The sequence below is a fragment of the Jidongwangia harbinensis genome (assembly GCF_020216025.1).
GTDB classification, from domain to species: Bacteria; Actinomycetota; Actinomycetes; order Mycobacteriales; family Micromonosporaceae; genus Actinoplanes; species Actinoplanes harbinensis.
Map to the genome: position 1 here is coordinate 272,212 of NZ_JAIWNC010000002.1, position 15,041 is coordinate 287,252.

Annotated in this window: 14 protein-coding genes; 13 read left to right on the forward strand and 1 reads right to left on the reverse strand. The window is 75.0% G+C overall.

The window, feature by feature from the left end:
* Window positions 1-9 precede the first annotated feature (9 nt).
* Window positions 10-960, forward strand: coding sequence for a TIGR03557 family F420-dependent LLM class oxidoreductase (locus LDL48_RS03785; protein ID WP_225253561.1), 951 nt, complete (start codon window positions 10-12; stop codon window positions 958-960).
* A gap of 42 nt (window positions 961-1,002) precedes the next feature.
* Window positions 1,003-1,863, forward strand: coding sequence for a glycosyltransferase family 2 protein (locus tag LDL48_RS03790; RefSeq protein WP_225253562.1), 861 nt, complete (start codon window positions 1,003-1,005; stop codon window positions 1,861-1,863).
* 23 nt (window positions 1,864-1,886) lie between these two features.
* On the opposite strand, the gene LDL48_RS03795 is transcribed toward LDL48_RS03790, so the two are convergent.
* On the reverse strand, window positions 1,887-3,293 hold the full coding sequence (locus LDL48_RS03795) for an aldehyde dehydrogenase family protein (RefSeq protein ID WP_225253563.1): 1,407 nt from the start codon (window positions 3,291-3,293) through the stop codon (window positions 1,887-1,889).
* A gap of 172 nt (window positions 3,294-3,465) precedes the next feature.
* On the opposite strand from LDL48_RS03795, the gene LDL48_RS03800 reads away from it, so the two are divergent.
* The 11 genes from LDL48_RS03800 to LDL48_RS03850 are packed head-to-tail and all read left to right on the forward strand — an operon-like array spanning window position 3,466 to window position 15,016.
* The gene (locus LDL48_RS03800) at window positions 3,466-5,100 is read left to right on the forward strand and encodes a carbamoyltransferase family protein (protein ID WP_225253564.1); all 1,635 of its coding nucleotides are present in this window, start codon (window positions 3,466-3,468) and stop codon (window positions 5,098-5,100) included.
* Window positions 5,100-6,245 (forward strand): glycosyltransferase family 2 protein, encoded by a 1,146-nt coding sequence (locus LDL48_RS03805; RefSeq protein ID WP_225253565.1) that lies wholly within the window; start codon window positions 5,100-5,102, stop codon window positions 6,243-6,245. The genes LDL48_RS03800 and LDL48_RS03805 overlap by 1 nt, the downstream gene beginning before the upstream one ends.
* Complete coding sequence (locus LDL48_RS03810; protein WP_225253566.1) at window positions 6,242-7,807, forward strand: HAD-IIIA family hydrolase; 1,566 nt, start codon at window positions 6,242-6,244, stop codon at window positions 7,805-7,807. Before LDL48_RS03805 ends, LDL48_RS03810 begins: the two co-directional genes overlap by 4 nt.
* A complete protein-coding gene (locus LDL48_RS03815) occupies window positions 7,804-8,742 on the forward strand; it encodes a glycosyltransferase (protein WP_225253567.1) in 939 nt (312 codons plus the stop codon). The genes LDL48_RS03810 and LDL48_RS03815 overlap by 4 nt, the downstream gene beginning before the upstream one ends.
* Window positions 8,727-9,941, forward strand: a complete 1,215-nt coding sequence (locus tag LDL48_RS03820; RefSeq protein WP_225253568.1) for a glycosyltransferase — start codon at window positions 8,727-8,729, stop codon at window positions 9,939-9,941. The genes LDL48_RS03815 and LDL48_RS03820 overlap by 16 nt, the downstream gene beginning before the upstream one ends.
* The gene (locus LDL48_RS03825) at window positions 9,941-10,606 is read left to right on the forward strand and encodes a D-sedoheptulose-7-phosphate isomerase (RefSeq protein WP_225253569.1); all 666 of its coding nucleotides are present in this window, start codon (window positions 9,941-9,943) and stop codon (window positions 10,604-10,606) included. Before LDL48_RS03820 ends, LDL48_RS03825 begins: the two co-directional genes overlap by 1 nt.
* On the forward strand, window positions 10,603-12,015 hold the full coding sequence (locus LDL48_RS03830; RefSeq protein ID WP_225253570.1) for a PfkB family carbohydrate kinase: 1,413 nt from the start codon (window positions 10,603-10,605) through the stop codon (window positions 12,013-12,015). The genes LDL48_RS03825 and LDL48_RS03830 overlap by 4 nt, the downstream gene beginning before the upstream one ends.
* A complete protein-coding gene (locus LDL48_RS03835) occupies window positions 12,012-12,704 on the forward strand; it encodes an SDR family oxidoreductase (protein ID WP_225253571.1) in 693 nt (230 codons plus the stop codon). Before LDL48_RS03830 ends, LDL48_RS03835 begins: the two co-directional genes overlap by 4 nt.
* Entirely contained in the window at window positions 12,701-13,612 is a 912-nt protein-coding gene (locus tag LDL48_RS03840) for a glycosyltransferase family 9 protein (protein ID WP_225253572.1), read from the forward strand. The genes LDL48_RS03835 and LDL48_RS03840 overlap by 4 nt, the downstream gene beginning before the upstream one ends.
* Complete coding sequence (locus tag LDL48_RS03845; RefSeq protein ID WP_225253573.1) at window positions 13,596-14,576, forward strand: DNA topoisomerase IB; 981 nt, start codon at window positions 13,596-13,598, stop codon at window positions 14,574-14,576. Before LDL48_RS03840 ends, LDL48_RS03845 begins: the two co-directional genes overlap by 17 nt.
* Window positions 14,577-14,605: 29 nt before the next feature.
* The gene (locus LDL48_RS03850; protein WP_225253574.1) at window positions 14,606-15,016 is read left to right on the forward strand and encodes a ChaB family protein; all 411 of its coding nucleotides are present in this window, start codon (window positions 14,606-14,608) and stop codon (window positions 15,014-15,016) included.
* Window positions 15,017-15,041: the final 25 nt, after the last annotated feature.

Genomic DNA, 15,041 nt, shown 5'->3' on the forward strand with positions numbered 1-15,041 from the left:
CCAACCACCATGCGCATCGGATACAAGTTGTCGGCCGAGGGATTCGGCCCCAAGGAACTCATCCGCCAGGCCGTCCGGGCGGAACAGGCCGGATTCGACTTCGTCGAGATCAGCGACCACTACCACCCGTGGCTGGACGTGCAGGGCCACTCGCCGTTCGCCTGGACCGTGCTCGGCGCGATCGCCGCGAAGACCGACCGGATCGGGCTCGCCACCGGCGTCACCTGCCCCAGCGTCCGGTACCACCCGGCGATCATCGCGCAGGCCGCGGCCACCCTGGCGATCATGTCGGACAACCGGTTCACGCTCGGCATCGGCGCCGGCGAACGCCTCAACGAACACGTGGTGGGCCAGGGCTTCCCCAGCGTGCACGGGCGCCACGAACGGCTGCGCGAGGCACTGGAGATCATCAACCTGCTCTGGCAGGGTGGCTACCAGTCGTACCAGGGCAAACACCTGCAGCTCGAGGACGCCCGCGTGTTCGACCTGCCGGACCGGCTCCCGGTGATCGCGGTCGCCGCCGGCGGCCGGCAGGCGGCGGAACTCGCCGCCGAACTCGGCACCGGCCTGTTCGCCACCGAACCCCGCGCCGACCTCGTCGAGACGTTCACCGGAGCGGGCGGCTCCGGCCCCCGGTACGCCGAGGTGCCGATGGCCTGGGCCGCCACCGAGGAGGCCGGCGTCCAGGAGGCGCTGAAGACCACCCGCTGGGCGGTGACCGGCTGGAAGGTGATGAGCGAACTGCCCAACCCGGCCAACTTCGAGGCCGCCTCCGCCACGGTCACCGCGGACGACATCCGTAAGCAGTTCGCCGTCGGACCCGACCCGGAGCCGTACGCCGAGGCCGTCCAGAAGTACGTCGACGCCGGTTTCGACCACATCGTGCTGCAGAACGCCGGACCCGACCCGGACGGCTTCCTCGACTTCTTCGCCAAGGAACTGAAGGACAAGCTCACCTGACGTGAGCTTTTCAACACGGGCCATCGGGGTAAGCGCTGCGCCATGACCACTTCGGACATGGCGCCGCGCGAAACCGACGAAGTCACCGTCGTCGTCGCCACCCGCAACCGCCGGGACCGGCTGCTCGAGACGCTGCCCCGGCACGCGGCCCCGGTGATCCTGGTGGACAACGGTTCCGACGACGGCAGCCCGGACCTGATCGAGGCCACGTTCCCGCAGGTCGACGTGGTGCGGCTAGGACAGAACCGGGGCGCGGCGGCCCGCAATACCGGCGTCGACCGGGCCCGCACCCCGTACGTCGCGTTCGCCGACGACGACTCGTACTGGGCGCCCGGCTCGCTGGCGCACGCCGCCAAGCTGATGCGTACCCATGACCGGGTCGTGCTGCTCACCGCGCAGGTCCTGGTCGGACCGGAGGCGCGGCCCGACCCGATCTCCACGGCGATGGCGGCCGCGCCGCTGGGCGTGCCGGAGGACGCGCCCGGCCCGTCCGTGCTGGGCTTCCTGGCCTGCGCCGCGGTGGTCCGGCGGGACGCCTTCCTCGCCGCCGGGGGTTTCCCGCCCAGACTGCACGTGTACGGCGAGGAGGCGCTGCTCGCCATGGACCTCGCGGCCGCCGGTGGGCTGCTCACCTACGCGCCCGAACTGACCGTGCGGCACCTGCCCCTGCCGTCCGGCCGGGACGACCGGGCCCGGCGCCGGATCGAGGCCCGCAACCGGGTGCTGACCGCGTTGCTGCGCCGGCCCGCGGGGGTGGTGGCCGGGACGGTGGCCGCCGCCTGGCGCGCGGATCGGGGCGGGGTGTGGGATGCGGCCCGGATGCTGCCGTGGGCGCTACGCGAACGGCGCCGCCTGCCGGACGAGGTGGAACGGGCCCTGGTCACGCTGTCGTCGGCCGGTTAGATCCGACATCGCGCTGGTGCGGGTCACCAGCCGGCGGGTGGGGCTTCGATGTGGACCGCCTTGGTGACGGTCAGCTCGTCCAGGAGTTCGGGGCCGTAACCGAAGCCTTGACCGCTCGAGCGGCGGGGATGGGCGGCCCCGCCGGGCGCGCCGCCGAAGACCGCGTTGACCTTCACGGTGCCGACCGGCAGTTCGCGCCAGGCCTGCTGGGCGTGGCTCATCGACCGGGTCAGCACCGTCGCGGCCAGGCCGTACGGGGATTCTGCCGCCCGGGACAGCGCCTCGGCGAACGAGTCCACCACCTGCACCGGCGCCACCGGGCCGAACGTCTCCTCGCGCAGCACCGCCATGTCCGCGGTGCAGTCTGCCAGCACGGTGGGCGGGTAGTACGCGCCCGGGCCGGCCGGTGTCTCGCCGCCGTGCAGCACCCGGGCGCCGGCCGCCACCGCCGCGGTGACCTGGGCGTGCACCGAGTCGCGCAGCCGCCGGTCGACCAGCGGCCCGATCCGCGGCTGCCATGCTTCGGCCTCGGTGACCAGCGCGTCCAGGAACGCGGGGGCGACGTCGCGGTGCACGTACACCCGCTCCACCGCCACGCAGATCTGGCCGGAGTTGACGAACGCGCCGAGCGCCACCTGCCCGGCCGCCCACGCCGGGTCCACCCCGGCGTCGACGATCACCGGGTCGCTGCCGCCGTTCTCCAGCAGCGCCTTCGCGCCGGTCCGGGCGCAGGCCGCCGCGATGGACCGGCCGGTGGCCGTGGAACCGACCTGGGCGACCACGTCCACCTCGGCGGACGCGAGCGCCGCGCCGGTGCTGCCGTCGCCGCTGAGCAGCGAGAAGACCCCGTCCGGGAAGTGTGGCGCGAGCAGCCGGGCGAGTTCGGCACCGGTGGCGGGAGTACGTTCGCTCGGTTTGTGGACGACGGTGTTGCCGGTGACCAGGGCGGCGCCGAGCAGACCCGCGGACACCGCCACCGGGTCGTTCCACGGGGTGATCACCGCGACCACGCCGCGGGGACCGTACGCCATCAGGTCGATCGCCTCGTCGTTGCCGGCCAGCGTGCGGCCGCGGTGGGTGGGACCCAGTTCGGCGTACTGCCGGAGGGTGCCGACGCCGGCCGCGACCGACTCCCGGGCGCCGTCCACCGGCTTGCCCATCTCCGCCGACATCACCTCGGCCAGCCGGTCCACGGCGGACTCGACCGCGTTCGCCGCGGCGTGCAGCGCCGCCGCCCGGGCCGCGGGAGCGGTACGCGCCCAGCCCGGTGCGGCGTCCCGCGCGGCCTTGACCGCGGCGGTCACGTCCGCCTCCGCGGCGATCGCGATCCGGGTGACGGGTTCGCCGGTCACTGGGCTCGACACGGTCAGGTGCCGGGAGGTGGCCCCCGGACCCCAGGTTCCACCGATCAGGTGCTCCGCCTCATGCATGGCGGGAGCATCCCCCGGTGCATCGAATACAAACGTTCTCCGGGGCAACGATCTGATCCCGGACCGGGGGTATCAGTGCAGTTCGCACCGTCCGCCGAGAAGCCGGGGATCTTTTTTCCAGAAGTCGATGATCATGCGAGTAACCGGGAAATCCACGGGTATCCGGCCCGCCATGCGAGTTCTGGGTATCAATGCGATCTTCCACGATCCGTCCGCGGCGCTGGTCGTCGACGGTCGGGTTGTCGCGGCTGCCGAGGAGGAGCGGTTCAGCCGTCGCAAGCATGGCAAGCGACCGGTTCCGTTCTCCGCCTGGGAGCTGCCCGAACTGTCCGCCGCCTGGTGTCTCGAGTACGCCGGCCTGCGCCCGGGTGACCTCGACGCGGTCGCGTACTCCTTCGATCCGGGCCTGACCCGCGACGCCGCCGGCCTCGGTCTCGACGACCCGTGGGACCACCTCCGGGTGGACTACGCCCGGCGGGCGCCGCAGTTCCTCGCCGCGGCTCTGCCCGGCCTGGATCCCGAGCGGGTGCGGTTCGTGCCGCACCACGTCGCGCACGCCGCCTCGGCCGGTCTGTCGGTGCCCGAGGACAGCGCCGTGCTGGTGCTGGACGGGCGCGGCGAGGTCGCCAGCCACCTCGCCGGCGTCTACCGCGACGGCCGGCTGAGCACGCTCGCCGGCCAGGAACTGCCGCACTCGCTCGGGCTGCTGTACGAGGACCTCACCCGGCATCTCGGGTTCCTGCACTCCAGCGACGAGTACAAGGTGATGGCGCTCGCCTCGTACGGCAAGCCGAAGTTCCTGCACCTGCTGCGGGAACTGGTGCACGCCAACGACGACGGCGGCTTCACCGTCGAGCGGGTCGACTGGTCCGCGCTGGCCAAGGCGCGCACCGCGGACGGCGAGATGACCGAGGCGCACGCCGACCTGGCGTCCAGCGTGCAGGTGCGGCTGGAGGAGGTGCTGCTGGACCTGGCCCGGTGGACGTACCAGGCGGCCGGCGGGCCGAAGACGCTCACCATGGCCGGAGGCACCGCGCTCAACTGCGTGGCGAACGCCCGGATCGCCGCCGAGGGGCCCTTCGAACGGGTCTGGGTGCAGCCCGCCGCCGGCGACTCGGGCACCGCGCTCGGCGCCGCCCTGGCGGTCGCCGGCCGGGCCGAACCGTTCACCACGGCCGCGCTCGGCCGCGGGTGGAGCGACGAGGAACTGGAGGCGGAACTGCGGCGGGCGGCGCTGCCGTACACCCGGCCCGACTCGATCGCCCACGAGGCCGCCCGGGTGCTGGCCGGCAACGGCATCGTCGCCTGGTACCAGGGCCGTAGCGAGTACGGCCCGCGCGCGCTCGGGCACCGGTCGCTGCTGGCGCACCCGGGTGACCGGGACACCCAGACCCGGATGAACAACGTCAAGGGACGGGAGCAGTTCCGGCCGATCGCGCCCATGGTGCGTGCCGAACGGTTCGCGGACATCTTCTCCGGCGTCTACCCGAGCCCGTACATGCTCTTCGTGCACGAGGTGCGGCCGGAGTGGAAGGACCGGATCCCGGGGGTGACCCATGTGGACGGTACGGCCCGGGTGCAGACCGTGCACACCGAGACGGAACCGCTGGTGGCGGAGATGCTCGCCGAGTTCGAACGGCTCACCGGACTGCCCGTGGTGGTCAACACGTCGCTGAACACGGCCGGCCGGCCGATGGTGGACACGCCGCGCGAGGCGATGGAACTGTTCGGATCGGCACCGGTGGACCTGCTGGCCATCGGCCCGTTCGCGGTGCACCGGACCGGCACCTTCGGCGGCGGCCGGTGATGGCCGGTGTCACCGTCGTCGTCCCCACGCTCGGTAGGCCCAGCCTGGGCGTCCTGCTGACCGCGCTGGCGACGGCCGAACCGGCGCCACTGACCGTGGAGTATCTGGTCGTCGACGACCGGGCCGACCGAGCGGCCGGGCTGGTGCTGCCGCCCGGGTTCGACGCCAAGGTGCTGACCGGCCGGGCCGCCGGCCCGGCCGCCGCCCGGAACCTGGGCTGGCACGCCGCCCGGCACGAGTGGGTGGCGTTCCTCGACGACGACGTGGTGCCCGATCCGGACTGGCTGGTCCGGCTGGCCGCCGACCTGACCGGTGCGCCGGCGCACGTCGGCGGCGTGCAGGGCAACCTGCGGGTGCCGCTGCCCGCGGACCGGCGGCCGACCGACTGGGAACGGGTCACCGCGGCCCTGACGGACGGGGAGTGGATCACCGCGGACATGGCCTACCGGCGGGCCGCGCTGGACCGTACCGGCGGCTTCGACGAGCGGCTGCCCCGCGCCTTCCGGGAGGACGCCGAGCTGGCGCACCGGGTCCGGCGGGCCGGCTGGGCGCTGACCCGCGGCACCCGCACGGTGACCCACCCGGTGCGGCCGGAGGGCCGCTGGGTGAGCGTACGGACCCAGCGCGGCAACGCCGACGACGCGCTGCTGCGGCACCTGTACGGCCGGCGCTGGCGCGACACGCTGGGCATTCCGCCGGGGCGCCGGCACCGGCACGCGGCACTCACCGCGGCGGCGGTGGCGGCCACCGGATGCGCGGCGCTCGCCGTGGCGACCGGCCGGCACCGCCGGGCTGCCGGGACCGGGGGCCGCGGCTGGTGGACGGCCGCGGCGGCCGGGACGGCGGCGGTGTGGGCGGCGGGCACGGCGGAGTTCGCCGCGGCCCGGATCGCACCCGGGCCGCGGGACCGGCACGAGGTCGTCACCATGCTCGCCACCAGCGCGGTCATTCCACCGGTCGCCACCGCCCACTGGCTGCGCGGCTGGGTCCGCTGGCGCGGCGCCCGGCCGATGTTCGAGCCGCTGGACGCCACCTACCGGGTGCCCGGCCGCCCGGCCCACGCCGACCGCCCGCTCCGCGGTGCCGGGCCGGATCGGGACGACCGCCCGACCGGTGCCGGGCCGGCCCCGGAGGCGCGGCGGTGACGGGTCTCTACGACGCGGTCCTGTTCGACCGCGACGGCACGCTGATCGTGGACGTGCCGTACAACGGTGACCCGGACCGGGTGCGGCCGATGCCGGGTGCGCGGGCCGCGCTGGACCGGCTGCGCGCCGCGGGCCTGCGCCTGGGCGTGGTGACCAACCAGTCCGGCCTGGCCCGGGGCCGGTTCACCGCCGGGCAACTGGCCGCGGTCAACGCCCGGGTGGAGGACCTGCTCGGGCCGTTCGACACCTGGCAGATCTGCCCGCACGACGACACCGCCGGATGCCGCTGCCGCAAGCCGGCGCCGGGTCTGGTGCACGCCGCCGCGGCGGCGCTCGGCACCACGCCGGAGCGGTGCGTGATGGTCGGCGACATCGGCCGGGACGTGGCCGCCGCCGGTGCCGCCGGTGCCGCCGGCATTCTGGTGCCCACCGCGGTCACGCTGCCCGCCGAGGTCGCCGCGGCGCCGGCCGGGGCCGCCGACCTGACCGCCGCGGCCGACCTGATCCTGCACCGGGACGCGCTGGTGACCGCGGCGCCGCGGCCCCGGCCGGCCGGCACGGTGCTGGTGGTGCGCTCCGACTCGGCCGGCGACGTGCTGCTCACCGGGCCGGCGATCCGGGCCGTGGCGGCCGGCGCCGAGCGGGTGGTGCTGCTCTGCGGGCCGCGCGGCCGGGCCGCCGCCGAACTGCTGCCCGGCGTCGACGAGCTGATCGTCTGGCGGCTGCCCTGGATCGACCCGGAACCCGGCCCGGTCGACCCGGCGGACCTCCGCGCGCTCACCGCCCGGCTGGCCGCGGCCGGTGCCGACGAGGCCGTGGTGTTCACCTCGTTCCACCAGTCGGCGCTGCCGCTGGCGTTGCTGCTGCGTACCGCCGGGGTGGGCCGGATCACCGCGATCAGCGACGACTATCCGGGTTCGCTGCTGGACGTGCGGCACCGGGTGCCGACCGGCCTGCCGGAGGCCGAACGGGCCCGCTCGGTCGCCGCCGCCGCCGGGTTTCCGCTGCCGGCCGGCGACGACGGCGCCCTGCGGGTCAACGTGCCCGCGCCGGTCCGCGGTGACCACCTGGTGGTGCACCCGGGTGCCTCGGTGCCGGCCCGGTCCTGCCCGCCGGCGACCATGCGGGACATCGTCGCGGCGCTGGCCGCCGCCGGGCACCGGGTCCGGGTCACCGGCGGCCCGGACGAGCGGGCGCTGGCCGCCTACGTGGCCGGCCCGGACGCCGAGGACGTCGGCCCCACCACGATGGCCGAGCTGGCCGCGATCCTGGCCGGCGCGTCCGCCGCGGTGGTCGCCAACACCGGTCCCGCACACCTGGCCGCGGCCGTCGGCACGCCGGTGGTCAGCCTGTTCGCCCCCACCGTCCCGTTCGGGCAGTGGGGACCGTACCGCGTGCCGCACGTCCGGCTGGGCGACGCCGCGGCCGCCTGCCGCGACACCCGGGCGACCCGCTGCCCGGTGGCCGGTCATCCCTGTCTGTCCCGGATCGGGCCCGCCGACGTGCTGGACGCCGTCGCGCTGCTCGGCGCCGGCTCTCCCGTGATCGAGGTGGCTGCGTGAACATCCTGCTCTGGCACGTACACGGCTCCTGGACGACGTCGTTCGTCCGGGGCAAACACCGCTATCTGATCCCGGTCAACGCCGAGCGCGACGCCTGGGGACGCGGCCGCGCCCGTACCTTCGACTGGCCGCCGTCGGCCGAGGAGGTGGACGTCGCCGCGCTCACCGACGACGACGTGGACGTCGTGGTGCTGCAGCGGCCGGAGGAACGGGACCGGGTCGCGCACCTGTCCGCGCCGCGGATCTACGTCGAGCACAACACCCCCAAGGGCGACGTGCCGAACTCCCGCCACCCGATGGCCGACCGGGACGACCTGGTGATCGCGCACGTCACGCACTTCAACGAGTTGTTCTGGGACACCGGCGGCACCCGGACCACGGTGATCGAGCACGGCATCGTGGAACCGGCCGCGCGGTGGACCGGCGAGCTGGACCGGCTCGCCGTGGTGACCAACGAGCCGGTACGCCGGGGCCGGGTCACCGGAACCGACCTGTTCGGCCGGTTCGCGGCGGTGGCCCCCCTGGACGTCTTCGGGATGGGCGTGGCCGCGCTGGACGCGGAACCCGGGATCACCGCGTACGACGACCCGCCGCAGGCCGAGATGCACGCCGCGGTGGCGCGGCGGCGGGCGTACCTGCATCTGTGCCGCTGGACGTCGCTGGGGCTGAGCCTGATCGAGGCCATGCAGATGGGCATGCCGGTGATCGCGCTGGCGACCACGGAGGCGATCGCCGCCGTACCGACGGACGCGGGGGTGCTCTCCACCCGCGTCGACACGCTCACCGACGCCGCCCGGTGGCTGATCGAGGAGCCCGACCACGCCCGCCGCCTCGGCGACCGGGCCCGCCAGGTCGCCCTGGCCCGCTTCGGTCTGGACCGCTTCCTCGCGGACTGGGACCGCCTGTTGGAGGAGGAGACATGCGCATCGCGATGATTTCCGAGCACGCCAGTCCGCTGGCCGCGCTCGGCGGTGCGGACGCCGGCGGCCAGAACGCCCACGTCGCCGAACTGTCCGCCGCGCTCGCGGCGCAGGGCCACGAGGTGCGCGTCTACACCCGCCGGGACCACGCCGACCTGCCCACCGTGGTGCCGCTCGGCGGCTACCACGTGGTGCACGTGCCGGCCGGTCCGCCGGTGACGCTGCCCAAGGACGAGCTGCTGCCGTACATGGGCGCGTTCGGCGAGTGGATGGCCGCGGACTGGCGCGACGGCTGGCGGCCGGACGTGGCGCACGCCCACTTCTGGATGAGTGGCCTGGCCACGGTCACCGCGTCCCGGGCCTGCCCGGTGCCGGTGCTGCTCACCTACCACGCGCTCGGCTCGGTGAAGCGGCGCCACCAGGGTGCCGCGGATCCCAGCCCGCGGCGGCGGATCCCGTACGAACGGCAGCTCGGCGCCGTCGTGGACCGGGTCGTGGTGCAGTGCCAGGACGAGATCCGGGAGCTGCTCGCGCTGGGCGTGCCGCGTACCTCGATGGCGCTGGTGCCCTCCGGCGTGAACACCGAGCGGTTCCGGCCGGACGGCCCGGCGGTGCCCGGTACCGGGCGGCCGCGCATCCTCTCGGTCGGCCGGCTGGTCGAGCGCAAGGGCTTCGAGGACCTGATCCGGGCCATGCCGGCGGTGCCCGGTGCGGAGTGCGTCATCGTCGGCGGCCAGCCCGACGACGAGCCGTACGCCCGGCGGCTGCACGACCTCGCCGAGCGCTGCGGCGTGGGGGACCGGGTGCACCTGGCCGGTGCGGTGCCGGCGGCGGACATGCCGCGCTGGTACCGCTCCGCCGACGTGCTCGCCGCCGCACCCTGGTACGAGCCGTTCGGCCTCACCCCGCTGGAGGCCATGGCCTGCGGCGTGCCGGTGGTCGGCACGGCGGTCGGCGGGCTGGTCGACACCGTCGTCGACGGCGTCACCGGTGACCTGGTGCCGCCGCGCGACCCCCGGACCCTGGGCAGGACGCTGCGCCGGCTGCTCACCGACGACGTGCGGCGCTACTCCTACGCCGCCGCCGCGGCCGACCGGGCCGGGCATTCGTACTCGTGGCGCCGGGTCGCCACCCAACTGGCCGCGGTGTACGCGGCCGTCGCCGGCCTGACCCGGGCCGCCGAGACCGACGACGCACGAGAGGTGGTGGCCTGATGACCGAACGGGCACTCTCCCCCCTGGACTCGCACCTGGCCGGCCTGGCCGCCGCGCTGATCCCGTTCCGCGCCTCCGCCGGCATCCTGGCCCGCTGGGGCGGTCAACTCGCCTGGCACCTGGGCCAGGGCGGACGCCTGCTGGTCGCGGGCAACGGCGGCAGCGCGGCCGAGGCACAGCACCTCGCCGCGGAACTGGTCGGCCGGCTGCGCGACGAGCGGATGCCGCTGTCCGCGGTCGCGCTCACCGCGGACACCTCGGCGGTGACCGCGATCAGCAACGACTACGGGTACGACGAGGTCTTCGCCCGCCAGGTCCGTGCGCACGGCCGCCCGGACGACATCCTGCTGGTCCTGTCCACCAGCGGCCGCAGCGCCAACCTGCTGCAGGCGGTGCACGCCGCCCGGGAGGCCGGCCTGCGGACCTGGGCCATGGTCGGGCCGGGTGCCAGCCCGGTCGGCGACGCCTGCGACGAGGCGTTGCGCTGCCCGTCCGAGGACAGCCAGGTGGTCCAGGAACTGCACCTGATCTCGGTGCACGTGATGTGCGAGTACGTCGACCGCACCCTGCCGGCCGTCCTGGGAAAAGCACCGGCGGTGCCGGACACACCGCGCGCCCTGATGAACGGCCACTCCCGGCTGAACGGAGCGGGGGTGCCGTCATGAGCCGCCCACTGCTGGTCGTGGTCGGCGACTCGCTGCTGGACCGCGACGTGGAGGGCGCGGTCCGGCGGATCGCCCCGGACGCGCCGGCCCCGGTGCTCGACGAGGAGACCGCGACCGACCGGCCCGGCGGTGCCGGCCTGGCCGCGCTGCTCGCGGCCGGCCGCGGCTACGACGTCGCGCTGGTCACCGCGCTCGCCGACGACGCAGGCGGCGCCCGGCTCAGCGAACTGCTGACCGCGGCCGGCGTCGCGGTGTATCCGTTGCCGCTGCCCGGCGCCACCCCGGAGAAGATCCGGCTGCGCGCCCAGGGGCAGGTGTTGCTGCGCCTGGACCGCGGCGGCACCGAGCCGCAGGCACCGGGCGACGCGCCGGAGGCCGCGCTGGAGGTGCTGCGGGCGGCGTCCGCGATCCTGGTCAGCGACTACGGCCGCGGCGTGGCCCGGCACCCGCGGCTGCGCGCGGCGATCGAGCAGGCCAAGGCGCCGGTGGTGTGGGACCCGCACCCGAACGGGCCGGCCCCGGTGCCCGGCGTGCGACTGGTCACCCCGAACGCCGCCGAGGTCCGCAAGCTCACCGGCGACGCGGGCGGCGGGTCCGCCCTGGCCACCGCCCAGCGCGCCGGTCACCTGCTGCGGCAGCGCTGGCGGGCCGGCGCGGTGGCGGTCACCGTGGGCGCGGACGGCGCGGTGCTCTGCCACTCCGGGCCGACGCCGCTGGTGGTGCCGGCCCCGGCGCGGGCCGGCGGGGACACCTGCGGCGCGGGGGACCGGTTCGCCGCCTCCGCCGCGCTCGCCCTGGCGTCCGGCGCGCTGGTGTCCGAGGCGGTGCAGGAGGCGGTCGCCGAGGCCAGCGCGTACGTCGCGGCCGGTGGCGTCTCCGCCGCTCTGGCGCCGGCCGAGGCGCCGGCCGTGCCCCGGCAGCGGATCGGCGCCGAGGAGGCCGGCCGGCTGCTCGCCGAGGTGCGTGCCCGGGGCGGCACCGTGGTCGCCACCGGCGGCTGCTTCGACCTGCTCCACATCGGACATCTGGCCACCCTGCAGGCCGCCCGCAAGCTGGGCGACTGCCTGATCGTCTGCCTCAACTCCGACGCGTCGGTGTCCGCACTGAAGGGCCCGGACCGTCCGCTCACCGGGCAGCAGGACCGGAGCCGGCTGCTGGCCGCCCTGGACTGTGTGGACGCCGTCGTGGTCTTCGACGAACCGACACCGGAGTCGGTGCTGTCCTGGCTGCGCCCGGACATCTGGGTCAAGGGCGGCGACTACGCCGACGGCGGCCCCGATCTGCCGGAGTCCGACCTGGTCCGGCGCTGGGGCGGTCAGACCGTCATCGTGCCCTACCTGGACGGCCGTTCCACCACCCGCACGATCGCCGCGGCACGCGGTGCCCTGCAGAATGAAGGAGCGCAATGACCGACACGAACCTGATGACCGTGCTTGTCACCGGCGGATCGAGCGGCCTCGGGGCCGCCGTCGTGGACGCGGTGGTGAAGGCGGGCGGGCGGCCGTACGTCATCGACCGGCAGCCGCCCGCGGAGGGCATCCCGTGGGTCGAGTGCGACCTCGCCGACACCCGCGCCGCCGAGGCCGCCACCCGCCGGGTCGTCGAGATGGCCGGCGGGCTCACCGGCGTGGTCACCGCGGCCGGCATGGACGTGCCCGGCGCGCTGGCCGACGTCCCCGGCGAGACCTGGGACCGGATCGTCACGATCGACCTGCTCGCCACGGCCGCAGTGATCCGGGCCGCCCTTCCGGCGCTGACGGAGTCGCACGGCACCGCCGTCACGGTCGCGTCCACGCTGGGCATCAAGGCGGTCGGGGACGCCACCGCGTACTGCGCCGCGAAGTTCGGCGTGGTCGGCTTCACCCGGGCGCTCGCCGCCGAGCTGGCCGGTCAGGTCGGCGTCACGCTGATCATCCCGGGCGGCATGCGGACGAAGTTCTTCGACGACCGCGACGAGCAGTACAAGCCCGGCCCGGACGCGATCCTGAACGACCCGGCCAACGTGGCGAACGCGATCCTGTTCGCGCTCGGCCAGCCGGCCGGCTCGGCGGTGCGGGAGATGGTGATCGCGGCCGAGACGGAGACGTCGTACCCGTGATCCTGGTCCTGCGCGCCCTCGGCGTCGGCGATCTGGCGACCGCCGTCCCGGCCCTGCGGGCGGTCCGGGCCGCCTTCCCGGACCGGACCCTCGCGCTGGCCGCACCCACCTGGCTGACGCCGCTGATCGACCTGATCGGCGGCGTCGACCGGGTGGTACCCACCGACGGGCTCACCGGCGGCCCGCCCGGCGTGGCGCCGCCCGAGGTGGCGGTCAACCTGCACGGCCGCGGCCCGCAGTCGCACCGGCTGCTGCGCGCCACCCAACCGGCGAAGCTGTGGGCGTTTGCCAGCGCCGAGGCGGGGCATCCCGACGGTCCGCCCTGGGCCGAGGAGGAACACGAAGTGCATCGCTGGTGCCGCCTGCTACGCCATTACGGTCTGCCCGCCGACGAGCGCGACCTGGACCTGGCCGTGCCGGACACCGGAGTGCCGCGCGGCGTGACCGTCGTGCATCCGGGCGCCAAGTCACCGTCGCGGCGCTGGCCGCATCATGCCGAGGTGGCCCGCCGCCTCGCCGCCCGCGGGCACCGGGTGGTGGTCACCGGCACCGAGACGGACCCGGCGGCTGAGGTGGCCCGGGACGCCGGCGTGCCGCTGCTGCCCACCACGCTCGCCGAGCTGGCCGGGCTGATCGCGCACGCCCGGCTGGTGGTCAGCGGCGACACCGGGGTCGCGCACCTGGCCACCGCGTACCGGACGCCGTCGGTGGTGCTGTTCGGGCCGATGCCGCCGCGGCGCTGGGGACCGCCGGCGGACCGTCCGTACCATCGCGCGATCTGGCACGGCACCCGCGCCGACCGCGGCGACGCACCCGGCCCGGAGGTGCACCCGGCCCTGCTGAGGATCGGCGTCGGCGAGGTCCTCGCCGAGGCCGGGGAGGCGGATCGCCATGCGGTTACGGCGTAGCGATCTCACCCGGCCGGGGTACGGGCGGCGGCGCGCCGGCAAGGGTTTCCGCTACCTCGACGTCGACTCCTCCCCGCTCACCGACGCCGGTCAGGTCGAACGGATCACGGCGCTGGTCATCCCGCCGGCCTGGACCGACGTGTGGATCTGCCCGGACGAGCGGGGACACATCCAGGCCACCGGGTACGACGCGGCCGGCCGCAAGCAGTACCTGTACCACCGGGTCTGGCGCACCACCCGGGACGAGGCGAAGTTCGACCACGCGCTGGAGGTCGCCGAGAAGCTGCCGGAGATGCGCGAGCGGCTCTGCGGCGACCTGTCCGGCCGGGGGCTGTCCCGCTCGCGGGTGCTGGCCGCGGTGGCCCGGCTGCTCGACATGGGCATGTTCCGGGTCGGCAGCGACCAGTACGCGCAACGTGACTCCGATCCGTCGTACGGGCTGTCCACGCTGCGCCCGGAGCACGTCCGCACCCGTGGCGGCTGCGTGGTGCTGGAGTTCACCGGCAAGTCCGGCGTGGAGCACGCCAACCCGGTCGGCGACGGCGAGGTGTGCCAGGTGCTGCGTGACCTCAAGCGGCGGCGCCGGGGCCGGGACCGGCTGTTCGGCTACTGGGACCCGGCCGCGAAACGCTGGCGGGACGTGCGCGCCGACGACATCAACGAGTACCTGCGGGAGATCAGCGGCGAGCAGATGACCGCGAAGGACTTCCGCACCTGGCACGGCACCGTGAAGGCGGCCGAGGAGCTGGCCGCGGCCGGTCCGCAGCCGACGAGGACCGGGCGCAAGCGGGCCGTGTCGAAGGCGATGAAGGAGGTGGCCGGGCTGCTCGGCAACACCCCCACGGTGGCCCGCGCGTCGTACGTCGATCCGCGCGTCATCGACCGGTACGAGGAGGGCAAGGTCGCCGACGTCGGCGCGGACGACACCGAGGAGGCCGTGCTCCAGCTGCTCACCGAGGATTGACCGGCCCGGCCGGCGGGCACCGGAGGGGCATGCCCGCACGCGAGAACCTGCCGAGCACGATCAAGCGCTCGCCGCAGAAGGCCCAGGACACCTACGCCGAGACGCTCGACTCCGCGGTCGAGCAGTACGGCGACGGCGAACGCGCGCACCGGACCGCGTTCGCGTCGCTGAAGCACTCGTTCGAGAAGGTCGGCGACCACTGGGAGGCCAAGGAGCAACGCGGCCCCAGCGACGCCCAGGCCGAGGGCGGGGTGGACACCGACCGGCCCACCGCCGGCGGGGTGGACGCCAACGCCAGCAAGAAGCACCTGCTCGAGGTGGCGAAACGGCTGGACGTGACCGGCCGGTCCCGGATGACGAAGGACGAGCTGGTGGACGCCATCCAGAAGGCGAACGCCGCGGCCAGCCGGAAGGCGCTGGACGCCGAACGCGGTGACTGACCGGGTGGATTGAAACCGGCGGCGT

Excerpts from the sequence above, each read along its gene's own strand:
- LDL48_RS03785 (WP_225253561.1), top strand. The coding sequence starts at position 10 with ATGCGCATCGGATACAAGTTGTCGGCCGAGGGATTCGGCCCCAAGGAA.
- LDL48_RS03790 (WP_225253562.1), top strand. The coding sequence starts at position 1,003 with ATGACCACTTCGGACATGGCGCCGCGCGAAACCGACGAAGTCACCGTC.
- LDL48_RS03795 (WP_225253563.1), bottom strand. The coding sequence starts at position 3,293 with ATGCATGAGGCGGAGCACCTGATCGGTGGAACCTGGGGTCCGGGGGCC.
- LDL48_RS03800 (WP_225253564.1), top strand. The coding sequence starts at position 3,466 with ATGCGAGTTCTGGGTATCAATGCGATCTTCCACGATCCGTCCGCGGCG.
- LDL48_RS03805 (WP_225253565.1), top strand. The coding sequence starts at position 5,100 with ATGGCCGGTGTCACCGTCGTCGTCCCCACGCTCGGTAGGCCCAGCCTG.
- LDL48_RS03820 (WP_225253568.1), top strand. The coding sequence starts at position 8,727 with ATGCGCATCGCGATGATTTCCGAGCACGCCAGTCCGCTGGCCGCGCTC.
- LDL48_RS03825 (WP_225253569.1), top strand. The coding sequence starts at position 9,941 with ATGACCGAACGGGCACTCTCCCCCCTGGACTCGCACCTGGCCGGCCTG.
- LDL48_RS03830 (WP_225253570.1), top strand. The coding sequence starts at position 10,603 with ATGAGCCGCCCACTGCTGGTCGTGGTCGGCGACTCGCTGCTGGACCGC.
- LDL48_RS03835 (WP_225253571.1), top strand. The coding sequence starts at position 12,012 with ATGACCGACACGAACCTGATGACCGTGCTTGTCACCGGCGGATCGAGC.
- LDL48_RS03845 (WP_225253573.1), top strand. The coding sequence starts at position 13,596 with ATGCGGTTACGGCGTAGCGATCTCACCCGGCCGGGGTACGGGCGGCGG.
- LDL48_RS03850 (WP_225253574.1), top strand. The coding sequence starts at position 14,606 with ATGCCCGCACGCGAGAACCTGCCGAGCACGATCAAGCGCTCGCCGCAG.